The 18,686-nt window shown below is 71.6% G+C and carries 16 protein-coding genes; 9 read left to right on the plus strand and 7 right to left on the minus strand.

Features of this window, described 5'->3' with window-relative positions:
• Nucleotides 1–9: 9 nt before the first annotated feature.
• Both ACZ3IJ_RS35505 and ACZ3IJ_RS35510 read left to right on the plus strand, forming a co-directional pair.
• Entirely contained in the window at nucleotides 10–777 is a 768-nt protein-coding gene (locus tag ACZ3IJ_RS35505) for a 4'-phosphopantetheinyl transferase family protein (RefSeq protein WP_467475236.1), read from the plus strand.
• Nucleotides 778–861: 84 nt separating this feature from the next.
• Nucleotides 862–2,163, plus strand: coding sequence for an NAD(P)/FAD-dependent oxidoreductase (locus tag ACZ3IJ_RS35510; protein ID WP_467475238.1), 1,302 nt, complete (start codon nucleotides 862–864; stop codon nucleotides 2,161–2,163).
• A 12-nt stretch (nucleotides 2,164–2,175) separates the two neighbouring features.
• Here ACZ3IJ_RS35510 and ACZ3IJ_RS35515 read toward each other — a convergent pair whose 3' ends face one another.
• Nucleotides 2,176–2,928, minus strand: a complete 753-nt coding sequence (locus ACZ3IJ_RS35515; protein WP_467475240.1) for a MerR family transcriptional regulator — start codon at nucleotides 2,926–2,928, stop codon at nucleotides 2,176–2,178.
• Nucleotides 2,929–3,010: 82 nt separating this feature from the next.
• Here ACZ3IJ_RS35515 and ACZ3IJ_RS35520 point away from each other — a divergent pair, with 82 nt between their 5' ends.
• The 7 genes from ACZ3IJ_RS35520 to ACZ3IJ_RS35550 all read left to right on the plus strand — a co-directional run bounded on the left by ACZ3IJ_RS35520 (nucleotide 3,011) and on the right by ACZ3IJ_RS35550 (nucleotide 12,104).
• Nucleotides 3,011–3,436 carry a DUF3291 domain-containing protein gene (locus ACZ3IJ_RS35520; protein WP_467475242.1) on the plus strand — a complete coding sequence of 142 codons (426 nt, stop codon included), beginning with the start codon at nucleotides 3,011–3,013 and terminating at the stop codon, nucleotides 3,434–3,436.
• A gap of 212 nt (nucleotides 3,437–3,648) precedes the next feature.
• Complete coding sequence (locus ACZ3IJ_RS35525) at nucleotides 3,649–5,136, plus strand: MFS transporter (RefSeq protein ID WP_467475244.1); 1,488 nt, start codon at nucleotides 3,649–3,651, stop codon at nucleotides 5,134–5,136.
• Nucleotides 5,137–5,293: 157 nt separating this feature from the next.
• Nucleotides 5,294–6,517, plus strand: a complete 1,224-nt coding sequence (locus tag ACZ3IJ_RS35530; RefSeq protein WP_467475246.1) for a sensor histidine kinase — start codon at nucleotides 5,294–5,296, stop codon at nucleotides 6,515–6,517.
• Between the two features lie 53 nt (nucleotides 6,518–6,570).
• Nucleotides 6,571–7,242, plus strand: coding sequence for a response regulator transcription factor (locus ACZ3IJ_RS35535; protein ID WP_467475249.1), 672 nt, complete (start codon nucleotides 6,571–6,573; stop codon nucleotides 7,240–7,242).
• 149 nt (nucleotides 7,243–7,391) lie between these two features.
• Nucleotides 7,392–9,137, plus strand: a complete 1,746-nt coding sequence (locus tag ACZ3IJ_RS35540) for a hypothetical protein (RefSeq protein WP_467475251.1) — start codon at nucleotides 7,392–7,394, stop codon at nucleotides 9,135–9,137.
• Entirely contained in the window at nucleotides 9,134–10,468 is a 1,335-nt protein-coding gene (locus tag ACZ3IJ_RS35545) for a hypothetical protein (protein WP_467475253.1), read from the plus strand. The genes ACZ3IJ_RS35540 and ACZ3IJ_RS35545 overlap by 4 nt, the downstream gene beginning before the upstream one ends.
• On the plus strand, nucleotides 10,452–12,104 hold the full coding sequence (locus ACZ3IJ_RS35550; protein WP_467475255.1) for a nitrite/sulfite reductase: 1,653 nt from the start codon (nucleotides 10,452–10,454) through the stop codon (nucleotides 12,102–12,104). Before ACZ3IJ_RS35545 ends, ACZ3IJ_RS35550 begins: the two co-directional genes overlap by 17 nt.
• 367 nt (nucleotides 12,105–12,471) lie before the next feature.
• On the opposite strand, the gene ACZ3IJ_RS35555 is transcribed toward ACZ3IJ_RS35550, so the two are convergent.
• The 6 genes from ACZ3IJ_RS35555 to ACZ3IJ_RS35580 form a co-directional block, all read right to left on the minus strand.
• Nucleotides 12,472–13,365, minus strand: a complete 894-nt coding sequence (locus ACZ3IJ_RS35555) for an ABC transporter permease (RefSeq protein ID WP_467475257.1) — start codon at nucleotides 13,363–13,365, stop codon at nucleotides 12,472–12,474.
• On the minus strand, nucleotides 13,352–14,149 hold the full coding sequence (locus tag ACZ3IJ_RS35560) for an ABC transporter ATP-binding protein (RefSeq protein WP_467475259.1): 798 nt from the start codon (nucleotides 14,147–14,149) through the stop codon (nucleotides 13,352–13,354). The genes ACZ3IJ_RS35555 and ACZ3IJ_RS35560 overlap by 14 nt, the downstream gene beginning before the upstream one ends.
• A gap of 115 nt (nucleotides 14,150–14,264) precedes the next feature.
• Nucleotides 14,265–15,356, minus strand: a complete 1,092-nt coding sequence (locus ACZ3IJ_RS35565; protein ID WP_467475261.1) for an ABC transporter substrate-binding protein — start codon at nucleotides 15,354–15,356, stop codon at nucleotides 14,265–14,267.
• The gene (locus tag ACZ3IJ_RS35570; RefSeq protein WP_467475263.1) at nucleotides 15,353–16,666 is read right to left on the minus strand and encodes a sulfate adenylyltransferase subunit 1; all 1,314 of its coding nucleotides are present in this window, start codon (nucleotides 16,664–16,666) and stop codon (nucleotides 15,353–15,355) included. The genes ACZ3IJ_RS35565 and ACZ3IJ_RS35570 overlap by 4 nt, the downstream gene beginning before the upstream one ends.
• Before the next feature lie 8 nt (nucleotides 16,667–16,674).
• Entirely contained in the window at nucleotides 16,675–17,586 is a 912-nt protein-coding gene (cysD, locus tag ACZ3IJ_RS35575; RefSeq protein WP_352188062.1) for a sulfate adenylyltransferase subunit CysD, read from the minus strand.
• The gene (locus ACZ3IJ_RS35580; protein WP_467475266.1) at nucleotides 17,583–18,266 is read right to left on the minus strand and encodes a phosphoadenylyl-sulfate reductase; all 684 of its coding nucleotides are present in this window, start codon (nucleotides 18,264–18,266) and stop codon (nucleotides 17,583–17,585) included. Before ACZ3IJ_RS35580 ends, cysD begins: the two co-directional genes overlap by 4 nt.
• Nucleotides 18,267–18,686: the final 420 nt, after the last annotated feature.

The following is an 18,686-nucleotide window of genomic DNA, read 5'->3' on the forward strand; positions in this document are numbered from 1 at the left end:
GACGGGCCCGTGACGGACCTGTGGACGCTCTCCGAGCGGCTCGTGCCGGAGCTGGCGGAGCGCGCGGGCGGTGAGACGGCGGCGCTGACCCCGGACGAGCGCGCCCGCCACGCGCGGCAGCGCTCGGACGGGGCACGCCGTCGCTTCCTGGGCGGCCGGCTGCTCTGCCGGCTCGCGCTCAGCGCCCGCACCGGACTCCCGCCGGGGACCTGGCGTTTCACCGAGGGCGTCCACGGGCGCCCGGAGCTCGTCCCCGGCGGGCACGACCTGCGCTTCAACGTGTCCCACACCGACGGCCTGATCGCCTGTGTCGTCACCGAGGGGTACGCGTCCGGCGTGGACGTGGAGCGGGTTCCGTTCGACGACGAGACGGTCCGGCTGCTCACCACCCAGTTCGACGAGGCACAGCGGGCCGTGCTCGCCGGGGCACCGGACCCGGCCGCGGCCCTGCAGGAGATGTGGGTCCTCAGCGAGGCCTACCTCAAGGGGGTGGGCATCGGCCTCGTGCAGGGCCTGGGCGAGCTTCGGTTCACCCGGCGCGCCGGGTCGGCCGGGGTGACCGTCGCCGACGGACGCCGCCCCGAGACGTGCGGCCGCTGGCGGCTCGACCTGACCCGCCACGGCTCCGGCCATCTCCTCGCCGTGGCGGTCGACGACGGGGGAGCGGGCCGGCTGCGCCGCCACGACCTCGCCGTACCCGGCGACCTCCTCCGCCCGGACGTGCCGCCCGGCCCGTGGCCCGCGGCCGACGAGGGCGCAGCACCGGCCTCTCCCTGACCCCGATCCCGTCTTCACCCGCCCAGTCCCGCCCTGCCCCGCCCTCATCCGTACCGCTCTCACCGTGATCTGGAAGGACCCACCATGCCCGAGAACGACTCCCCGCGCGTCGCCGTCATCGGCGCCGGCCCCGCCGGGATCTCCGCCGCCTACCGACTGCGCGACCGCGCCCGGATCACCGTCTTCGAGCGCGAGCCGCGGCCCGGCGGCCACGCCAACACGGTGGAGGTCGAGGAGGACGGCCGTGTCATCGGCCTCGACACGGCGTTCATCGTCTTCAACCCGCGCTTCTACCCGCGCCTGTGCGCCTTCTTCGGCGAGCTGGGCGTGGAGGCCATCCCCCACCCGGGCGGCTTCGAGTTCTTCGACCTCGACAGCGGACTGGAGTACGGCACCGAGGAGATGGAGCTGGACGAGGCCGCGATCGAGGCGCGCTACGGTGCCGCGTACCCGGAGTTCCCCGAGGTATGGCGGGAGGTGCGGCGCTTCCACGCGGAGAGCCGCCGGGACTTCTCGCGCGGCCGCGCCGACATGTCGCTGGGCGAGTACCTGGACCGCAACGGCTACAGCACCGCGTTCCGTCACTCGTACCTGATCATGCTCTGCTCCGCGGTCTGGTCGGTCCCGGCCGAGCTGATCTGGGAGATGCCGGCGGCCACCGTCATCGCCTTCTTCGTCGGTCACGACGAGGGCGGCCTCGGCGGCCGACGGGTCGACTGGCGGACCGTGGGCGGTGGTTCCATCTCCTACGTCCGCAAGGCACTGGCCGCGATCGGCCCCGACCTGCGCGTCTCCGAGCCGGCGGTCGGGGTCCGGCAGGAGGAGGACGGTGTCGTCGTCACCACGGCGAACGGCAGCGCCACGTTCGACTACGTGGTGCTCGCCACCCACGCGGACGAGGCCTTCGCGCTCCTGGAGAACCCGACCGAGGCGCAGCGCGCGGCCGTCGAGGGGGTGCGCTACAGCTCCTCGCGCGTGGTGCTGCACCGGGACGCCTCGCTGATGCCCGGCGACCACGAGCGCTGGGGGGCCTGGAACTACGGCAAGAAGACGGTCGACGGGGAGACCCGCTGCTTCGTCACGTACTACCTCAACCGGCTGCAGGACTTCACCGCGAGCCAGGACTACTTCGTCACCCTCGACCCGCCGCGGCCGCCTGCCGAGGAGCTCGTCATCGCCTCGTTCGACTACACCCACCCGGTGATCGACATGGCCCTGCGCGAGCGGCAGTCCGTCATCCACGCGGCGAACGAGGGCGCGCGCGTGAAGCTGTGCGGGTCGTACTTCCACTCCAAGGAACTGGGCCCCGACCTGATCGGCTCGCACGAGGCGGCGTTCTCGGCCGGGGCGGAGGCGGCGGCCAGGATCCTCGACGAACTGTCCTGACGGTCCGTCGGGTCAGTCGCCGACCGGCTGGCCCTTGGGCTTTCCCTTCGGGGCGCTCCGCGGCCTGCCGCCCCGCGTCCCCCGCGTCTTCTGTCCCTCCGGCGTCTCCTCGTCCTCCTCCGGCTGTCCGCCGAACACGTGGGCGGACTTGTCCTCCTGTGCGAGCCGGCGGAGGGCGAGGAGCGCCGGTTCCAGGAGAACCGACACCAGCACGGCACGCTCCGCCTGCTCCAGCAGGCCGGACGTGCCGTGCATCTGTTTGATGTCCAACTCGGAGGTCTTGTCGGCCAGTTCGGCGTACGGCAGCAGGGTCTCCCAGTCGATGTCGGAGCCGAGGCCGCTCAGGGCGTCCAGTACGTCGCCGAGCGTGTGGATCGCGGCCGTGTGGTTCGCGACGTCCCACCCCATCGCGGAGACGAGTCTGCGCGCGTCCACGACGCCCTCGGTCTCCCGCTCCGCCGCCTCGGCCTCCTGCTCCTGCTTCTTCTTCAGGGCGGCGGGGCGCGCCTCGGTCACGATGCCGAAGATCTGGTGCAGGTCGCCCTCCTCCGTGATGGCGCCCAGGATCTCGCGCACCGAGTTGACCGGCAGCTTTCGCACTCCGATCAGGACGCGGATCAGCCGGAGCCGGTGGAGGTGGTCCTCGCCGTAGGACGCCTGATTGGCCGCGGTGGCGAGCCCTGGGGGAAGCAGGCCGTCCCGCAGGTAGTACTTGATCGCGGGGATGGAGACCCCGCTGCGGCGGCTGAGTTCCGAAATCTTCATCTTGCTCCCACTCACTGGATAACGGATGGCGCTACTGTCTATTATTGTAGTCGTTGGCCTCTTCAGGAAGGTGGGCGCCGTCATGCCGACTCTCGGCTGGATCACCCCGAACCCTGCTCCGCCCCGCACGAACACGTACGTCATGGCTTCCCGCTTCGAAGTGAAGACCCTGGCCGATGTCCCGACGTTTCTCCTCAAGTCGCTGAGCTCCTGGAGCCAGGTCAAGACCGCTCGCGGGGCGTACGGCGCCTCGCTGATCGCGCAGCCCCTCAAGCGGACGTTCTGGACGTTGTCCGCCTGGGAGGACCGCGACGCCCTGTACGCCTACGCGAAGTCGGACCCGCACGGTGCGGCGATGCGTGCCATGGCGCCGAAGATGAAGTCGTCGACCTTCATCTTCTGGGAGGCGGACACCGCGACGCTGCCGATCGACTGGGCCGATGCCAAGCGCCGCCTGGCCGAGAAGGCGCGCCAGGACGCCGCCGGCGGCGGTGGGCACCGGGCCTGACGGCCGGGTCACCCCGCCCCCCTTGTCCGGCCGGGGGCTCACCACCCCCGGAGCCCCCGGCCCTCCCTCCCCCCACCCCCGAGCCGCGCTCCGCCGGGACGCTGTTCGTCCCCCGTCGGTGCTCCCGGCGGAGCGCGCACCACTCTGCTCGTTCTCTTCGTGCGACCCCCTGTGTGTTCGATCCCGGCGTACGCCGGATGGAGGCAATTGTCATGAGCACAATCAGAAGCGGCGAGGGCGGCGGGACGGCCCCGCGTCTCGCCCCCGACTCACGGCAGGGCCGTTTCCCCCTCTGGGTGACGATCCTCGCGTGCAGCCTGCCCATGTTCATGGTGGCGCTGGACAACCTGGTCGTCTCCACGGCCCTGCGCTCCATGGCCGTGGACCTCCAGGCCTCCACCACGGACCTGCAGTGGTTCGTCAACGCGTACGTGCTCAGCTTCGCCTGTCTGCTGCTGACCGGCGCCGCCCTGGGGGACCGGTTCGGCCGGCGCCGCGTCTTCGTCCTCGGCATCGCCGTCTTCACCGTCTCGTCCATCGCCTGCGGCCTCGCCGACAGCAGTGGCCAGCTCATCGCGGCGCGCGCGCTCCAGGGCCTCGGAGCCGCGGCCGTCATGCCGCTCTCCCTCACGCTCCTCGCGGAGGAGGTGCCCGACCGGAAGCGGAACCTCGCCCTGGGTCTGTGGTCGGCCGTCAGCGGCATGGCCGTGGCCCTCGGCCCGGTCGTCGGCGGCGCGGTCGTGGAGGGTCTGGACTGGCAGTGGATCTTCTGGATCAACGTCCCGGTCTGCCTCGTCGCCATTCCGCTGATCTTCGTCGTCCTCGGCGAGAGCTCCGTGCCCGCCTCCCGGCTCGACCTGCCCGGCATGCTCCTCGTGACCGCCGGACTCGTCTCCGTCGTCTGGGCGATCGTCAACGGCGAGTCGGAGGGCTGGAGTTCCGGCGTCATCATCGCGGCCTTCGCGGCCGGCGCCGTCCTGCTGGTCCTCTTCGTCCTCTGGGAGCGACGCGCACGGCAGCCCCTGCTGCCGCTGTCCTTCTACCGCAAGCGGGCCTTCGTCTTCTCCAACCTGGTCTCCGCCAGCATGTACTTCGGCGTTTTCGGGTCAATCTTCCTGCTGGCCCAGTTCTTCCAGATGGCACCTGTCAGGACCCCTCTGGAAGCCGGTGTGCTCACCCTGGCCTGGACCCTGATGCCGATGTTCGTGGCCCCGGTGGCCGGTGCGCTGACCGACCGTCTCGGCGGCGGCCGGCTGATGGCGGCGGGCCTGCTCCTGCAGGCCATCGGCCTCGCCTGGATCGACCTGGTGGCCACTTCCGACACCCCGTACTCCCGCATGGTCGGTGCCATGATCGTCGCCGGATTCGGCATGGGCCTCGTCTTCGCGCCGACCGCCGCGGTGGTCCTGGCCTCGGTCGGACCGCAGAACCGCGGCAAGGCGTCGGGCGCCAACAACACCGTCCGCGAGATCGGCGGCGCCCTCGGCACCGCCATCCTCAGCAGTGTCTTCGTCCACTACGGAAGCGACCGCACCGCCGAGGAGTTCGTCGACGGGATGCGCCCCGCGATCTGGATCGGCGTCGCCGTCGTCCTCGTCGGAGCGCTCTGCGCCCTGGCCATTCCACGGCACGTCGCCACCGCCTCCGCTGAGGAGGAGGACCCCGTCGCCGAACGCGAGCGCACCTCGGTAACTCCCTGAGATTTCAGCCGCCGTTCCCTCCGGGAACGGCGGTTCGGTGCTGAAATCCCCCTGCGGGATCTGTGGCCGTGTCGATGAGGCAGAGGAAAGAGGACCTGTGATGGAAATGTGGGCGGAACACCGCGACAGAGCCGCACGGCACGGCTTCATCCAGGTCATGGCACTGCTGGGAGCGAGCTTCGTCGCGCTGGAGGTGATCGTCTACAACGCGGTCGGAGGGCGGGCCGGGTTAGGCCACTCGGGCCTGGTCCTCCTCCTGGTCGTCGCGCAACTGGCCCTCCAGGCCTGTGTCATCGCCGCGCGACCGGTCGAGCCCGGCGCCGGCCCCACCCGCGGGGCGCTCCTCGCCCTCACCGCACAGCTCGCCGTCGTGCTGCTCGCCACCGAACTCGTCCACGAGGCCTGCGGCGTCCTGGCCGGCACGCTCTCGGGATCGCTGCCGCTCATCCTGCGCGCCCGCTACGCGTGGCCGCTCTTCGGCCTCGTCATCACCCTGGTGTCGATGCTCTGCGCCAGGGGTGCGCAATCGCTCTCCCAGGCGTTGCCGCACCTGCTGGTCATGGCCGGGGCCATCGTCGTCGTCGGCCTCATGTCCTACACCCTCACCCAGGCCGTCCTCCTCATCCACCGGACCCGCTGCTCCCGCCACAGCATCGCCAAGGCCGTCGTCGAGAGCGAGCAGAACCGCCTCGCACGTGACCTGCACGATCTCCTCGGACACACCTTCTCGGCCGTCGCCATGCGCGCCGAGCTGGTGAACCGGAGCTTCAAGGTCTCCCCGGAACGGGCCGCCACCGAGGCGCAGGAACTGGTACGCACCTCCCGGCAGGCCATGGCCGAGTTCCGGATGGCGGTACGCGGGTACCAGGGCGTGTCCCTGGCCGCCGAGGTGCCGACGGCCGCCGCACTGCTGCGCGCCATGAACATCGGGGTCTCCCTCCGCATCGACGCGCTGCCCGAGGGGGAGGACGTCTCCCTCGCCCTCGCCGCCGTCCTGCGCGAATCCGTCACCAACGTGCTGCGCCACAGCAAGGCGACGCACTGCACCATCGCCCTGACGGGCGGGCTCAAGACCGTACGCCTGGAAGTCTCCAACGACGGGGCCGCCGCTTCCGCCTCGCGGCTCTGCGGTACCGCGCCGGGCCAGGGTGGCGCCGGGCTCGGCAACCTCGGCCAGCGGGTGAGCGAGCTCGGCGGTTCCTTCCACACCGAGATCCGGCCCGGCGGAGCCTTCCGCGTGGTCGCCGAGATTCCGGCCCGGGCGGTCGACGCCCCGCGGACCGGCGACGCCGCGCCGGATGTTCACACCCCTGCCATCCGGGGTTCCGACATCCGCCGATGGGCCGCGCGCATCGCGGTTCCCGCCGCCGCCGGAAAGTGATCCCGCGAGGCCCACCGCGCCGACCCACGGTGTTCACGCCATGACGCACACGAATGTGCGAAACTCGCCCCCTGGCATGGCCGGGTCGGGGACATCGCGGGGGTGTGTGCGTGATACGTGTGCTCTTGGCAGAGGACGTACAGATGGTGCGAGAGGCCTTGGCCTCCCTCCTCGAACTGGAGGAAGACGTTCAGGTCGTAGGAGAGGTGGGAAACGGGGAGGACCTCCTCGCCGTCGCCGAGAAGACCCGGCCCGACATCGCGATCCTGGACGTCAACATGCCCGGCCTGGACGGGCTCACCGGAGCGGAGCGGCTGCGCGAGCAGCTCTCCGGATGCCGGATCCTGGTCCTCACGGTGCTCGACGCACCGAACGTCGTACGCCGCGCGCAGGACATCCGTGTGGACGGATACATGGTCAAGAACGCACCTGCCGAGCAACTCGTCCACGCCGTCCGACGGGTCATGGCCGGCGAACGGGTGATCACCCCGGAGCTGGCCCTCGCCGCCTGGGAGGGCGAGCCGAGCCCCCTGACGGCCCGCGAGGCCGATGTGCTCCGGCTGGTCGCCGCCGGTGCGGAATCGGCCGAGATCGCCGAGCTGCTCCACCTGTCGCCCGGCACCGTCCGCAACTACCTCACGGCCGTTGTCGCCAAGCTGGACGCGCGTAACCGCACCGACGCCGTGCGGATCGCCCGCGACGCCGGGTGGCTCCTCAGCAGCTGAAAACCGACGCCCCGAGAGCGCCCGCCCCACCGGAGAAACGGCCGGAGGCGTGCGCGATCGGGGCGTCAGTGGCACGTCAGCGAGTTCTGCGAAGGTACCGGCGCCCAGTTGGACCCCACAGACAGCTCCGTGAGAGGAGCGTTCGCGACGTGCGACGCATCAGTCTCCGACGGCCGGGCGGAACGTCCCGCCTTGCCGCGTGCCTCACCGCGGTCGGCGTGGTCGCCGCCCTGCTGACGACTTCGGGAGGCGCCGCGGCGTCCCCCGAACCCGAGCGGGTGACCTCGAAGTTCACCGCCACCGACGGTGTGACCTACACGGCCACCAACCACATGCTGCCCGCAGCCCAGGGCCGCGGCCGGGAATGGCTCCTGACCTGGGCGGGCTCCGCCGACCCCGCCAAGCCGGACTTCCTCGCCGTGGTCGACGCGACCCGCAACTCGCCGACGTACGGCGAAGTGGTCAACACCGTCACCCTCGGCCCCAACCACGCCAACGAGGCCCACCACATGCAGTACGTGTGGCACAAGGGCGACCGGCTCTTCGCGGGCGCGCTGCTCCAGGACACGGTCTTCGTCTTCGACACGAGCAAGCTGCCCGCCCTGAGCCTGGCCGGTGTCAACTCGACCGTCGACACGCCGTGCGGAACCGCTCCCGACGCCTTCCAGGTGCTCCGTGACGGCACCGCGTACGCCAGCTACCTCGGCGGACCGGACGTCCCCGGCCCCTGCACGTACACCAACGGCGAGGTCCGCGAGGGCAACGGCGCGGCCGGCTCGCCCGGCCAGATCGTGCGGATGGACAAGGACGGCAAGACCCTCGCCGAGATCCCGGCCGCGCTGGCCGAGGGCGAGGACCCGAAGCAGTGCGGCAACGTGCCCGCGCTCAAGAAGGCCACCTGTGCCAACCCGCACGGGATCATGGTCAACGAAGAGAAGAACATCATGGTGGCGAGCGACTTCGTCGAGGCCCGCCACTTCCTGAGCCCGAAACTGCCCGACCAGGCCAACCTCGCGCGCCAGACGGTCCGCGTCTGGGACATCGAGGACCGCCAGAACCCGAAGCTGCTCTCCGTCAGCAAGATGCCCGACGGTCCGCGCGCCGGCCTGGAGAAATCCGCGATGTGGCACGAGTCGCGCGTCGTGATGGAGCCCGCGCTCCCCAACAAGAAGAAGCACAAGGGAGCGTTCGCCTCCTCCATGCTCGGTGGCGCGATCTTCTACGCCCCCGACGTGACCGTGCCCAACCCGAAGTGGCGCGAGGTCTTCGACGACACCACGGCGTACCGCGCGTGGGGCGCGCCGAAGGACGTCACGGGCGGTGGCGACGCCGGAAGCTGGCTGATGGTCAGCCCCGACGACCGCTACCTGTTCCACACGGTGATGGGCCAGTCGACCGCGTACGGCAAGCCGCTCGACAGGACCACCGGCATGCTCTACGTCCTCGACATCCAGAAGCTGCTGGCCGCGGGCGACAACCCCAAGTGCAACATCGACCGGCTGAAGGAGGTCTACCGGGGCGGACTGGAGAAGGACTGCCCGGCCGTCACCTCCGCCATGCCGATCCGTGACACCACGGACGGTGGCCCGCACTGGGGTGCCATGGACAACTTCGAGCAGACGTACGGCGGAAAGTTCCGTGAGACCGAGCAGATCCGCCGTCTCGCCACCTCGAACTACTTCATCGCCGGCTCCTTCAGCGGCGACGGCAACCACGACGTCTGCATGTACGACCTCGACCGCAAGGGCAAGCTGAAGCAGGACAGGTCGTTCCGCGACGAGCGGAGCGGCAAGCCCTGCGTCGACTTCGACCGGACCTCCTGGCCGCACGGCGAGACCGGTCCCGCCCGTCCGCACGGCATCCTGTTCACCGTCAGTGACAGCGTCCTGAAGTGACCGGAACCATCGGTACCCAGGTGACCGCGGCCCTCACCCCGGGCCGCGGTCACCTGGCCGCGCTGGACGGGGCGGCGCCGGGGGAGACCCTGGTGCCGATCGCCGTCGCGTCCGTCATCGGCATCCTCGTGGTGCTGGTCATGGCGCGGCGGAACCTGCTGCCCCGCAGATACCTCGGCGTCTCGTTCACCGTCTTCGCCGTGGCGCTCGGCCTCGTCGCCGTCGCCGCGCTCGGTTCCGGGAACGACGACCGAGGAGCCCTCGCCGCCCAGGACACCCTCGCCGCGCAGGAGCGGACCCCGCCGGGCACACCCGTCCTGCGGACCCTCGTCCTCGGAGGGAAGAAGGTCGGCGTCCTCGTCGTACCCGGACGGCCCGGAACGAACCTGGTCGCCGTCGGAGCCGAGAACGCGCGGGCCGGCACCACCGCCGCCGCTCTCCGCCCGGGCGAACGGCGGCCGGGCAGCGCCCAGTCCTGGATTCCGGTGGACCTCCCCGAGGGCCGCAGCACCCTGCGGATCTCCGCGGGCGGAGCCGCCGGCGAACTCTCCGTCGACACCGGCACCGCGGCCCAGGCCCCGCTCGCCGCCCTTGCCACCGCCGACGGAGCGGAGTGCGCGGAGGTCGCCCTCGGCGCCCTCGTCGCAGGCGAACGCGCCCCGCTCACCTCCTGCCCCTCCGACCGGCTCGCCGAACGGGACGCCACCGCGCTGCGCGCCACCGTCCACTTCCTCGCCGCCCGCGGCATCCGCTCCGTGAGCCTCGTCTCCGACGACTCGGAACGCGGCAGGGCCGCGGCGGCCACGGTCCGCGCCGCCGCCGCGCGCGAGGGCATCGGCGTCACCGCGCCCGGCCGGACCTCCCAGCCCCTGATCGTCACCACCGGCTGGCCCGGCGCGACGGACGCGACCCTCGCCGTCGAGAGCGGCAGGACCACCGCCCAGGGCGTCTACCTCGCGCCCTGGCTGCTCGCCCGGTCCGTCATCACACCCGGCGCCGGCCAGTTGATCCCGCTTCGGTACACACCGAGGCGGGCCGACGCCATGGAGTACGTCAAGGCGCTCACGGCCCGGATGCCCGGCGCGTACCCGACGGGCGGCGGCTACGAGGCCTGGCAGCGCGTACGGGAGGAGAAGCCCGAACCGGCACCGCGGCTCTTCGCGGTCTCCGTCGCGTACGTACCCGGAGGCATGGTCTCCGCCGACGGCGAGGGCCGCAGCGCCGGGCACCACCACGGCGGTGCCGAGACGGCGGAGTGGCTGCCCTCGGGAATGATCTCGCCGATCAGCGGCCCCCTGAAGGAGAGGACCAACGATGACCCGGGAGCGTAGGCGCGACGAGGGCCAGTGGGCGCTCGGATCGCGGGAACCGCTGAACGACAACGAGCGCTTCAAGGCGGTCGAGGATCCGCTGCTGGTGCGCGAGCGCGTCGAGAGGATCTACGCGCGCGAGGGCTTCGCCTCCATCCCCGCCGAGGACCTGCGCGGCCGGCTCCGCTGGTGGGGCCTCTATACCCAGCGGCGCCCGGGCATCGACGGCGGGCGCACCGCGACCCTGGCTCCGGAGGAGCTCGAGGACGAGCACTTCATGATGCGGGTACGCGTCGACGGCGGTGAGCTCTCCGTGGCGCAGCTGCGGGAGATCGCCGCGCTCTCCACCGAGTTCGCCCGCGACACCGCCGACATCACCGACCGGCAGAACATCCAGTTCCACTGGATCCGGATCGAGGACGTCCCCGAGATCTGGCGCCGCCTGGAGGCCGTCGGACTGTCCACCACCGAGGCCTGCGGCGACTGCCCCCGGGTCGTGCTCGGGAGCCCCGTCGCCGGGATCAGCCCCGACGAGGTCCTGGACGCCACGCCCGCGATCCGCGAGATCGTCGACCGGCACGTCGGGGACCCCTCGCTGTCCAACCTTCCCCGTAAGTTCAAGTCCGCGGTCAGCTGGCTGCCGGACGTGCCCTTCCAGATCCACGACATCGCCTTCCTCGGGGTGGAGCACCCCGTGCACGGACCGGGCTTCGACCTCTGGGTGGGCGGCGGCCTCTCCACCTCCCCCCGGCTCGCCGAACGCCCGGGCGCGTGGGTGCCGCTGGCTGAGGTGCCCGAGGTCTGGGCGGCCGTCGCCGGGCTCTTCCGCGACCACGGCTACCGCCGGCTGCGCAACCGGGCCCGGCTGAAGTACCTCATCGCCGACTGGGGCGTGCAGAGGTTCCGCGAGGTCCTGGAGACCGAGTACCTCGGCCGGCCGCTCGTCGACGGCCCCGAGCCTGTCCTTCCGGCGGCTCCGGTCGACCACGTCGGGGTCCACGAGCAGCGGGACGGCAGGTACTACGTCGGTGCCGCGCCCGTCGTCGGGCGGGTCTCCGGCACCAGGCTCGCCCGGCTCGCCGACGTCGTCGAGGCCCACGGCTCCGGCCGCATACGACTGACGCCCTATCAGAAACTGCTCGTCCTGGACGTGGTGGACCCCGAGCCGCTCGTCCGCGACCTCGAGGCGATCGACCTGATCGTCCACCCTTCCCGCTGGCGCCGCTCCACCATGGCCTGCACCGGCCTGGAGTACTGCAAGCTCGCCATCGTCGAGACGAAGGACCGGGCCGCCGAACTCGTCGCCGAGCTCGAACGGCGGCTCGCCGGCCAGGACACGGACATCACCGTCAACATCAACGGCTGCCCCAACGCCTGCGCCCGCACCCAGGTCGCCGACATCGGCCTCAAGGGCCAGATCGTCGTCGGCGCCGACGGCACCCAGGTCGAGGGCTTCCAGGTCCACCTGGGCGGCGGTCTCTCCCTCGCCAAGAACGACGAGGCGGCCCTCGGCCACAAGCCCCGGGGCCTGAAGGTGGCCGCGACGGACCTGCCCGACTTCGTCGAGAACCTCGCCCGCGGCTACCAGGAAGGCCGTACGGACGAGTCGGAGACCTTCGCCCAGTGGGCGGTCCGCACCCACACGGGCCAGGACTGACACCTCTTCGCCTCCCCAAGGTGCCCGAGGCCCACCGCCCAGGTGGACCGCGGGCACCTTCGTCGTACGAGGGAGTGGGAGCGAGCCCCGGCCGGGCGACGGCACCGGGCGGCACCGGGCGGCACTGGGCGGCACTGGGCGGCACCGGGCGGCACCGGGCGGCACCCGGGGCGCCTCCTGCCCACCTGTGCGCGGTACGCCGAAGACCCCCGTACTCCTCCTCACGAGGGGTACGGGGGTCTTCGGGTCTTCACACGGGTGGGCCGGAGGCGGACGCGGGCCGCACGGTGCATCCGGTGCACCGCGGCTCCCGCGCCGTGTATGAGGCACCGAGCCCGCCTCCGGGCTCAGGGACGGCACCGGCCCGTCAGGCCAGACCGCGGTTGCGGAGCACGCGGCGCTCCAGGGGGCTGAAGACCAGGAGGTCGATCAGCACGCCCACCGTCAGGATGAGCAGGATGCCGAGGAAGACGCCGGGCATGTCGATGTTCTCGCGGGAGTTCTCCAGGTAGCGGCCGAGGCCGATGCCCAGCTCCGGGGAGGACGCGATGAGTTCGGTCGCCATGAGGGAGCGCCAGGAGAAGGCCCAGCCCTGCTTGAGCCCCGCCGTGTAACCCGGCAGGGACGCCGGCAGCAGGATGTGACGGGCGCCGTTCAGGCCGGTGGCGCCGATGACGCGTCCCGCGCGGAGGTACAGCGGCGGCACCTGGTCGATGCCGGAGACCAGACCGATGGCGATCGAGGGGACCGCGCCGAGCAGGATGACCGCGTACATGGCGCCGTCGGTGAGGCCGAACCAGATGACGGCCGCCGGTACCCAGGCCACCGACGGCAGCGACTGCAGTCCGGACAGGACGGGCCGGACGGCGGCCCGGACCAGCGCCACCCGGGCGACGAGCAGGCCCAGCGGCGTACCGATGGCCACCGAGGCCAGGAAGCCGAGGAGGCCGCGCTCCAGACTGGTCCAGACGATGTCGAACAGGGTGCCGCGCAGCCAGAGCGTGCGCAGGCTCTCCCCGATCGCCGCGGGACCCGGCAGCCGGTCCTCGGTCACGAGGCCGCTGAGGTGCAGCGTCTGCCAGACCGTCAGGACGAGGACGATGCCGAGCAGCGGCGGCGCCACCGTACGTCGCAGGATCCGCCCGACGGAGTCCCGGCGTTCGGGCTTGGTCTCCAGGGAGTCCAGGCCCGCCTCCAGCCGGGCGAGATCGGCGTCGTCGCGTGCTCCGGCCTCCACCGCGCGGGCCTCAGTCTCGGGCATGGCGCCGGATCTCCTCGCGCAGCTGGTCGGTGATCTCCACGGACAGCGTGGCCACGTCCGGGTCTTCGGGGCGGCGCGGCTGCGGCAGGTCGATCTTCCACTCGTGGGCGACCCTGCCGGGCCGGCAGGACATCAGCAGGATGCGCTGGGCGAGCCGGACCGCCTCGCGGACGTTGTGGGTGACGAAGACGACGGAGACCCCGGTGCTCTCCCAGATCCGGGTCAGCTCCTCGTGCAGGACGTCGCGGGTGATGGCGTCGAGCGCGGCGAACGGCTCGTCCATCAGCAGCACCTGGGAGTCCTGCGCCAGGGCGCGGGCGAGCGCGACCCGCTGCCGCATACCGCCGGACAGTTCGTGGGGCCGCTTGCCGTACGCGTCCTGGAGCCGTACCAGGCTGAGGAGCTCCTCGGCACGCGTCCGGCGTTCGGCCTTGGGCACCCCCCGCAGCCGGAGGACCAGTTCGATGTTCCGGCCGGCCGTGAGCCAGGGGAACAGCGCGTGCTCCTGGAACATCAGGGCGGGCCGGCCGGAGGGCACCTGGATCTCGCCCGAGGTCGGCTGGTCGAGGCCCGCGATCACGTTGAGCAGGGTGGACTTGCCGCACCCGGAGGAGCCGAGCAGGCAGACGAACTCGCCGGGCTGGACATCGATGTTGATGTCCTGGAGCACCGTCTGCACGCCTTCGGCACGGCGGAACGTCTTGTGGACCCCCGCCACGCGGACAGCGGGCCCGCGGGGCGCGAGGGAGGTCGCACCGGGATCGGCGACCTGTTCCGTGGTCATTGTCGGATGCACTCGAGTCAACTCCTGGGTGCAGTACAGGACGGGCGGACGGCGGGCAGGGCGTCGTCCCCCGTGGTGTCGTCGCTCATGGCGTCGTCCGTCACGTCGTCGTCCCTCATGGCGTGCCGAGCCCGGCGTCGTCGACCGGGGGCCGGCCCGCGGCCTCGCGGACCCGGTTCAGGGGGCCGAGGTCGTAGATGCCGCGCAGCACGGGGCGGTCGAGAAGACCCGCCGCGGTGGCGTGGGCCGCCTGGGCGTCGAGGGTGGCGGCCAGCGGGTCGTCGGTGAACGTGAGGGACGGCCAGGCCGCCTCGATGATCTCGGTCGGCAGCGGCTTTCCCGTCAGGTCGCGCAGGGCCTCGTTGACGGACCGTCTGGCCCGCTCCGGTTCCGCGGCGATCCACGCGTTGGCGGCCGCGGCCCCCTCGACGACCGCGTCGACGACGTCGGGGTGCCGGTCGAGGAAGCGCTGCGACACGATGAGATGAGTGGTCACGAACCGCCGGTCGGGCCAGAGGTCCGCCTCCTCGACGAGGACGCGCGCGCCCTGGGCGACCAGCAGCGAGGCGGTCGGCTCGGGGACCCACGCCCCGTCGATGGAACCGGACTTGTAGGCGTTGGGCGTCATCTTGGTGTCGGTACGGACGACGGACACGTCGCCGCGCCCCGACAGCGGGTCCACCTTCCAGCCCTGCTCGGCGATCCAGTGCAGCAGCGCCACGTCCTGGGTGTTGCCGAGCTGGGGGCTCGCGATCCGCTTGCCCCGGACGTCGGCCGGCGTACGGATCCTCTCCGGGTCGACGACCAGCTTCACGCCGCCCGACGCGGCCCCCGCGACGATGCGCAGGCCCTTGCCGCCGAGCTTGGTGTAGCCGTTGATCGCCGGCGACGGGCCGACCCACGCGAGGTCGACCGAACCGGCGTTGAGCGCCTCGATGGCGGTGGGCCCGGCGTTGAAGGTGGCCGTGGACAGCTTCGTACCGCCGAGTTCCTTCTGGATCATGCCCTCACGCACGCCGACCAGGGCGGTGGCGTGCGTGAGGTTGGGGAAGTAGCCGACCCGCACCTCCGAGGCGGAGAGCGCGGCGCCCGTCGGCACCACCTTCGCGGTGGTGCCGACGCGCTGCGAACCGTAGCCGCACGCGCTGAGCGTGGCGCAGAGCGCGAGCCCCGCGAGGGCGGCGCCGAGCCGGCGGACCTGCCTCATGCGCCGGTCTCCCACGGAGCCCCGGTCACGAACGAGTCGCCCGCCATCCCCGCCGTCAGCGTGGTGCCGTCGGCAGGGTCGATCAGCAGAAACGATCCGGTGCGGCGCGAGACCGCGTACGGGTCGAGGGCGAGCGGAGCGGCCGTACGGATCCGGACACGGCCGATGTCGTTGGCCGTCAGCCGCTCGGGGGAGCCGTGCTGGGACAGCGGGTCGAGTGTCACCCGGCTGACCAGCTCCTTCACGACCGCCTGCACGGTGCGCGTGGTGTGCTTGAGCAGGACCCGCTGGCCCGGAACGAGAGGCCGGTCGGCGAGGTGGCAGACGGTGGCCTCGATGTCCTGGGAGGGGGTGGGGGCCTGGTCGGAGGGGACCAGCAGGTCCCCGCGCGACATGTCGACGTCGTCCGCGAGCAGCACGGTCACGGACTGGGGCGCGCGGGCCGTCCGCACCGGATGGCCCAGCAGGTCGATGGCGCTGATCACCGACGTACGACCGGAGGGCAGCGTCGTGACCTCCTGACCGACGTGCAGCGATCCGGACGAGATCATGCCCGCGTAGCCCCGGTAGTCGGGGTCCTCGGCCGTCTGCGGGCGGATGACGTACTGCACGGGCAGGCGGGCGGGCGCACCGACGGGCTCCGAGCTCACCTGGACGGTCTCCAGGTGTTCCAGGACCGTCGGCCCGCCGTACCAGTCCATGCTCGCCGACGGGCCGACGACGTTGTCGCCGTTGAGCGCTGACACCGGGATCGCGGTCACCTCGGGGACGCCGAGCCCCCTCGCGTACGCGATGAAGTCGTCGGCGATGCCCGCGAACACCGTCTCGGCGTGGCCGACCAGGTCCATCTTGTTCACGGCCAGGACCACGTGCGGCACCCGCAGCAGCGCGGCCACCGCCGCGTGCCGGCGGGTCTGCTCCACGACCCCCTGCCGCGCGTCCACCAGGATGATCACCAGCTCGGCGGTGGAGGCCCCGGTGACCATGTTCCGGGTGTACTGCACGTGCCCCGGGGTGTCGGCCAGGATGAAGCTGCGGTTCCCCGTCGTGAAGTAGCGGTAGGCCACGTCGATGGTGATGCCCTGCTCGCGCTCGGCCCGCAGGCCGTCCGTGAGCAGCGCCAGGTCCGGCGTCTCCTGGCCCCGCGCCAGCGACGCCCGCTCGACGGCCTCCAGCTGGTCGGCGAGCAGCGACTTCGAGTCGTGGAGCATCCTGCCGACCAGCGTGGACTTGCCGTCGTCGACGGAGCCGGCCGTGGCGAACCGCAGCAGGCTGGAGTGGTGCTCGGTTCCGCTCGGCCTCGTCGGCATGATCGGCATCAGAAGTATCCCTCGCGCTTGCGGTCTTCCATGGCGGCCTCCGACATGCGGTCGTCGGCCCGGGTGGCGCCCCGCTCGGTCAGCCGGGAGGCGGCGATCTCCTCGATGACGGCCTCGGGGTCGGCGGCGGAGGAGTCGACGGCGCCGGTGCAGGACATGTCGCCGACGGTGCGGTAGCGCACCGTGCGGATCTCCAGCGGCTCGCCGTCCTTCGGGCCGCCCCAGTCGCCCGGGGTCAGCCACATGTTGTCCCGCAGGAAGACCTCGCGCCGGTGCGCGTAGTAGATGGACGGGACCTCGATGTCGTGGCGGGCGATGTACTGCCACACGTCCAGCTCGGTCCAGTTGGAGAGCGGGAAGACCCGGACGTGCTCGCCGGCGGCGTGCCGGCCGTTGTACAGCTGCCACAGCTCGGGACGCTGTCGGCGAGGGTCCCAGCCGCCGAACTCGTCGCGCAGACTGAACACCCGCTCCTTGGCGCGGGCCTTCTCCTCGTCCCGGCGCCCGCCGCCGAACACCGCGTCGAAGCGGTGCGTGCGGATGGCCTCGACGAGCGGCACGGTCTGCAGGGGGTTGCGCGTGCCGTCCGGCCGCTCGCGCAGTTCCCCGCTGTCGATGAGTTCCTGTACGGACGCCACGTGCAACCGCAGCCCGTGGCGGGCGACGGTGCGGTCGCGGTAGTCGAGCACCTCGGGGAAGTTGTGCCCCGTGTCGACGTGAAGGAGCGAGAACGGCACCGAGGCGGGTGCGAAGGCCTTCAGCGCCAGATGGAGCATGACGATGGAGTCCTTGCCGCCCGAGAAGAGGATGACGGGGCGCTCGAACTCGCCCGCCACCTCGCGGAAGATGTGCACCGCCTCGGATTCGAGCGCCTCCAGATGCCGCAGAGGTATGTCTGTCTCGGTCGTCATGTGTGGATCCCGCATTCCGTCTTGGCGCTCCCCGCCCAGCGGCCCGCCCGGGCGTCTTCGCCCGGGAGCAGGCGCCGGGTGCAGGGGGCGCAGCCCACTGAGCCGTAGCCGTCCGAGAGCAACGGGTTGACCAGCACCCCGTGCTCGGCGATGTACGTGTCCACGTCCTCGCGCGACCACCGTGCGATCGGGGAGATCTTCACCTTGCCGCGCGCCTCGTCCCAGGCGACGACCGGGGTCGTGGCGCGCTCGGGCGAGTCGAACCGGCGAAGCCCCGTGACCCAGGCGGTGTACGGGGCGAGCCCCTCCTCCAGCGGCTGGGTCTTGCGCAGACTGCAGCACAGGTCGGGGTCGCGGCGGTGCAGTTCGGGACCGTACTCCGCGTCCTGCTCGGCCACCGTCCGGCGGGGGAGCAGGGTGATCATCCTGACGTCGCCGACCGCCTCCAGCGCGTCCCGCGTCCCGATGGTCTCGGGGAAGTGGTAGCCGGTGTCGAGGAACACGACGTCCACTCCGGGCAGTACGCGCGCGGCGAGGTGGGCCACGACGGCGTCCTCCATCGAGGAGGTGACGCACATGCCGGAACCGAAGGTGTCGGCGGCCCAGCGCAGGATGTCCAGTGCCGGGGCCTCTTCCAGCTCCCGCCCGGCCCGGGTGGCGAGTTCTCTGAGTTCGTTCATCCGAAGTCCTCTCGATGTCTCTTCGCGTGAGCGCCGAGAAATGACAGGGAAAGAGCGCGTTGCACCCACCTGATTGCCGAACGGCAGGCGCAGGCTAACGGGGCCGCCGTACACGACGCTGACGAGGCGCTGACCCGGCAGCGGTACGGGCGAGGGCCGGCCGGTTCTCACGGGCGACGCTCAGTCGTCCGTCAGCGGACGGTAAGCGGCACCTGTCACGATCGGCCGCACAAGGCGCCGACGAGTCCATGGGATTGAGGGTGCGGAGATGGGGTCCGAGACAGGGACGAGCACGCGCACGCGTCCGGAGGAACCGGGGAAAGAGGTCCGTCGGCTCGATCGGGTGATCATCCGGTTCGCGGGTGATTCGGGTGACGGTATGCAGCTCACGGGTGACCGGTTCACCTCGGAGACGGCGTC

The organism is Streptomyces sp. NPDC013317 (assembly GCF_055563155.1).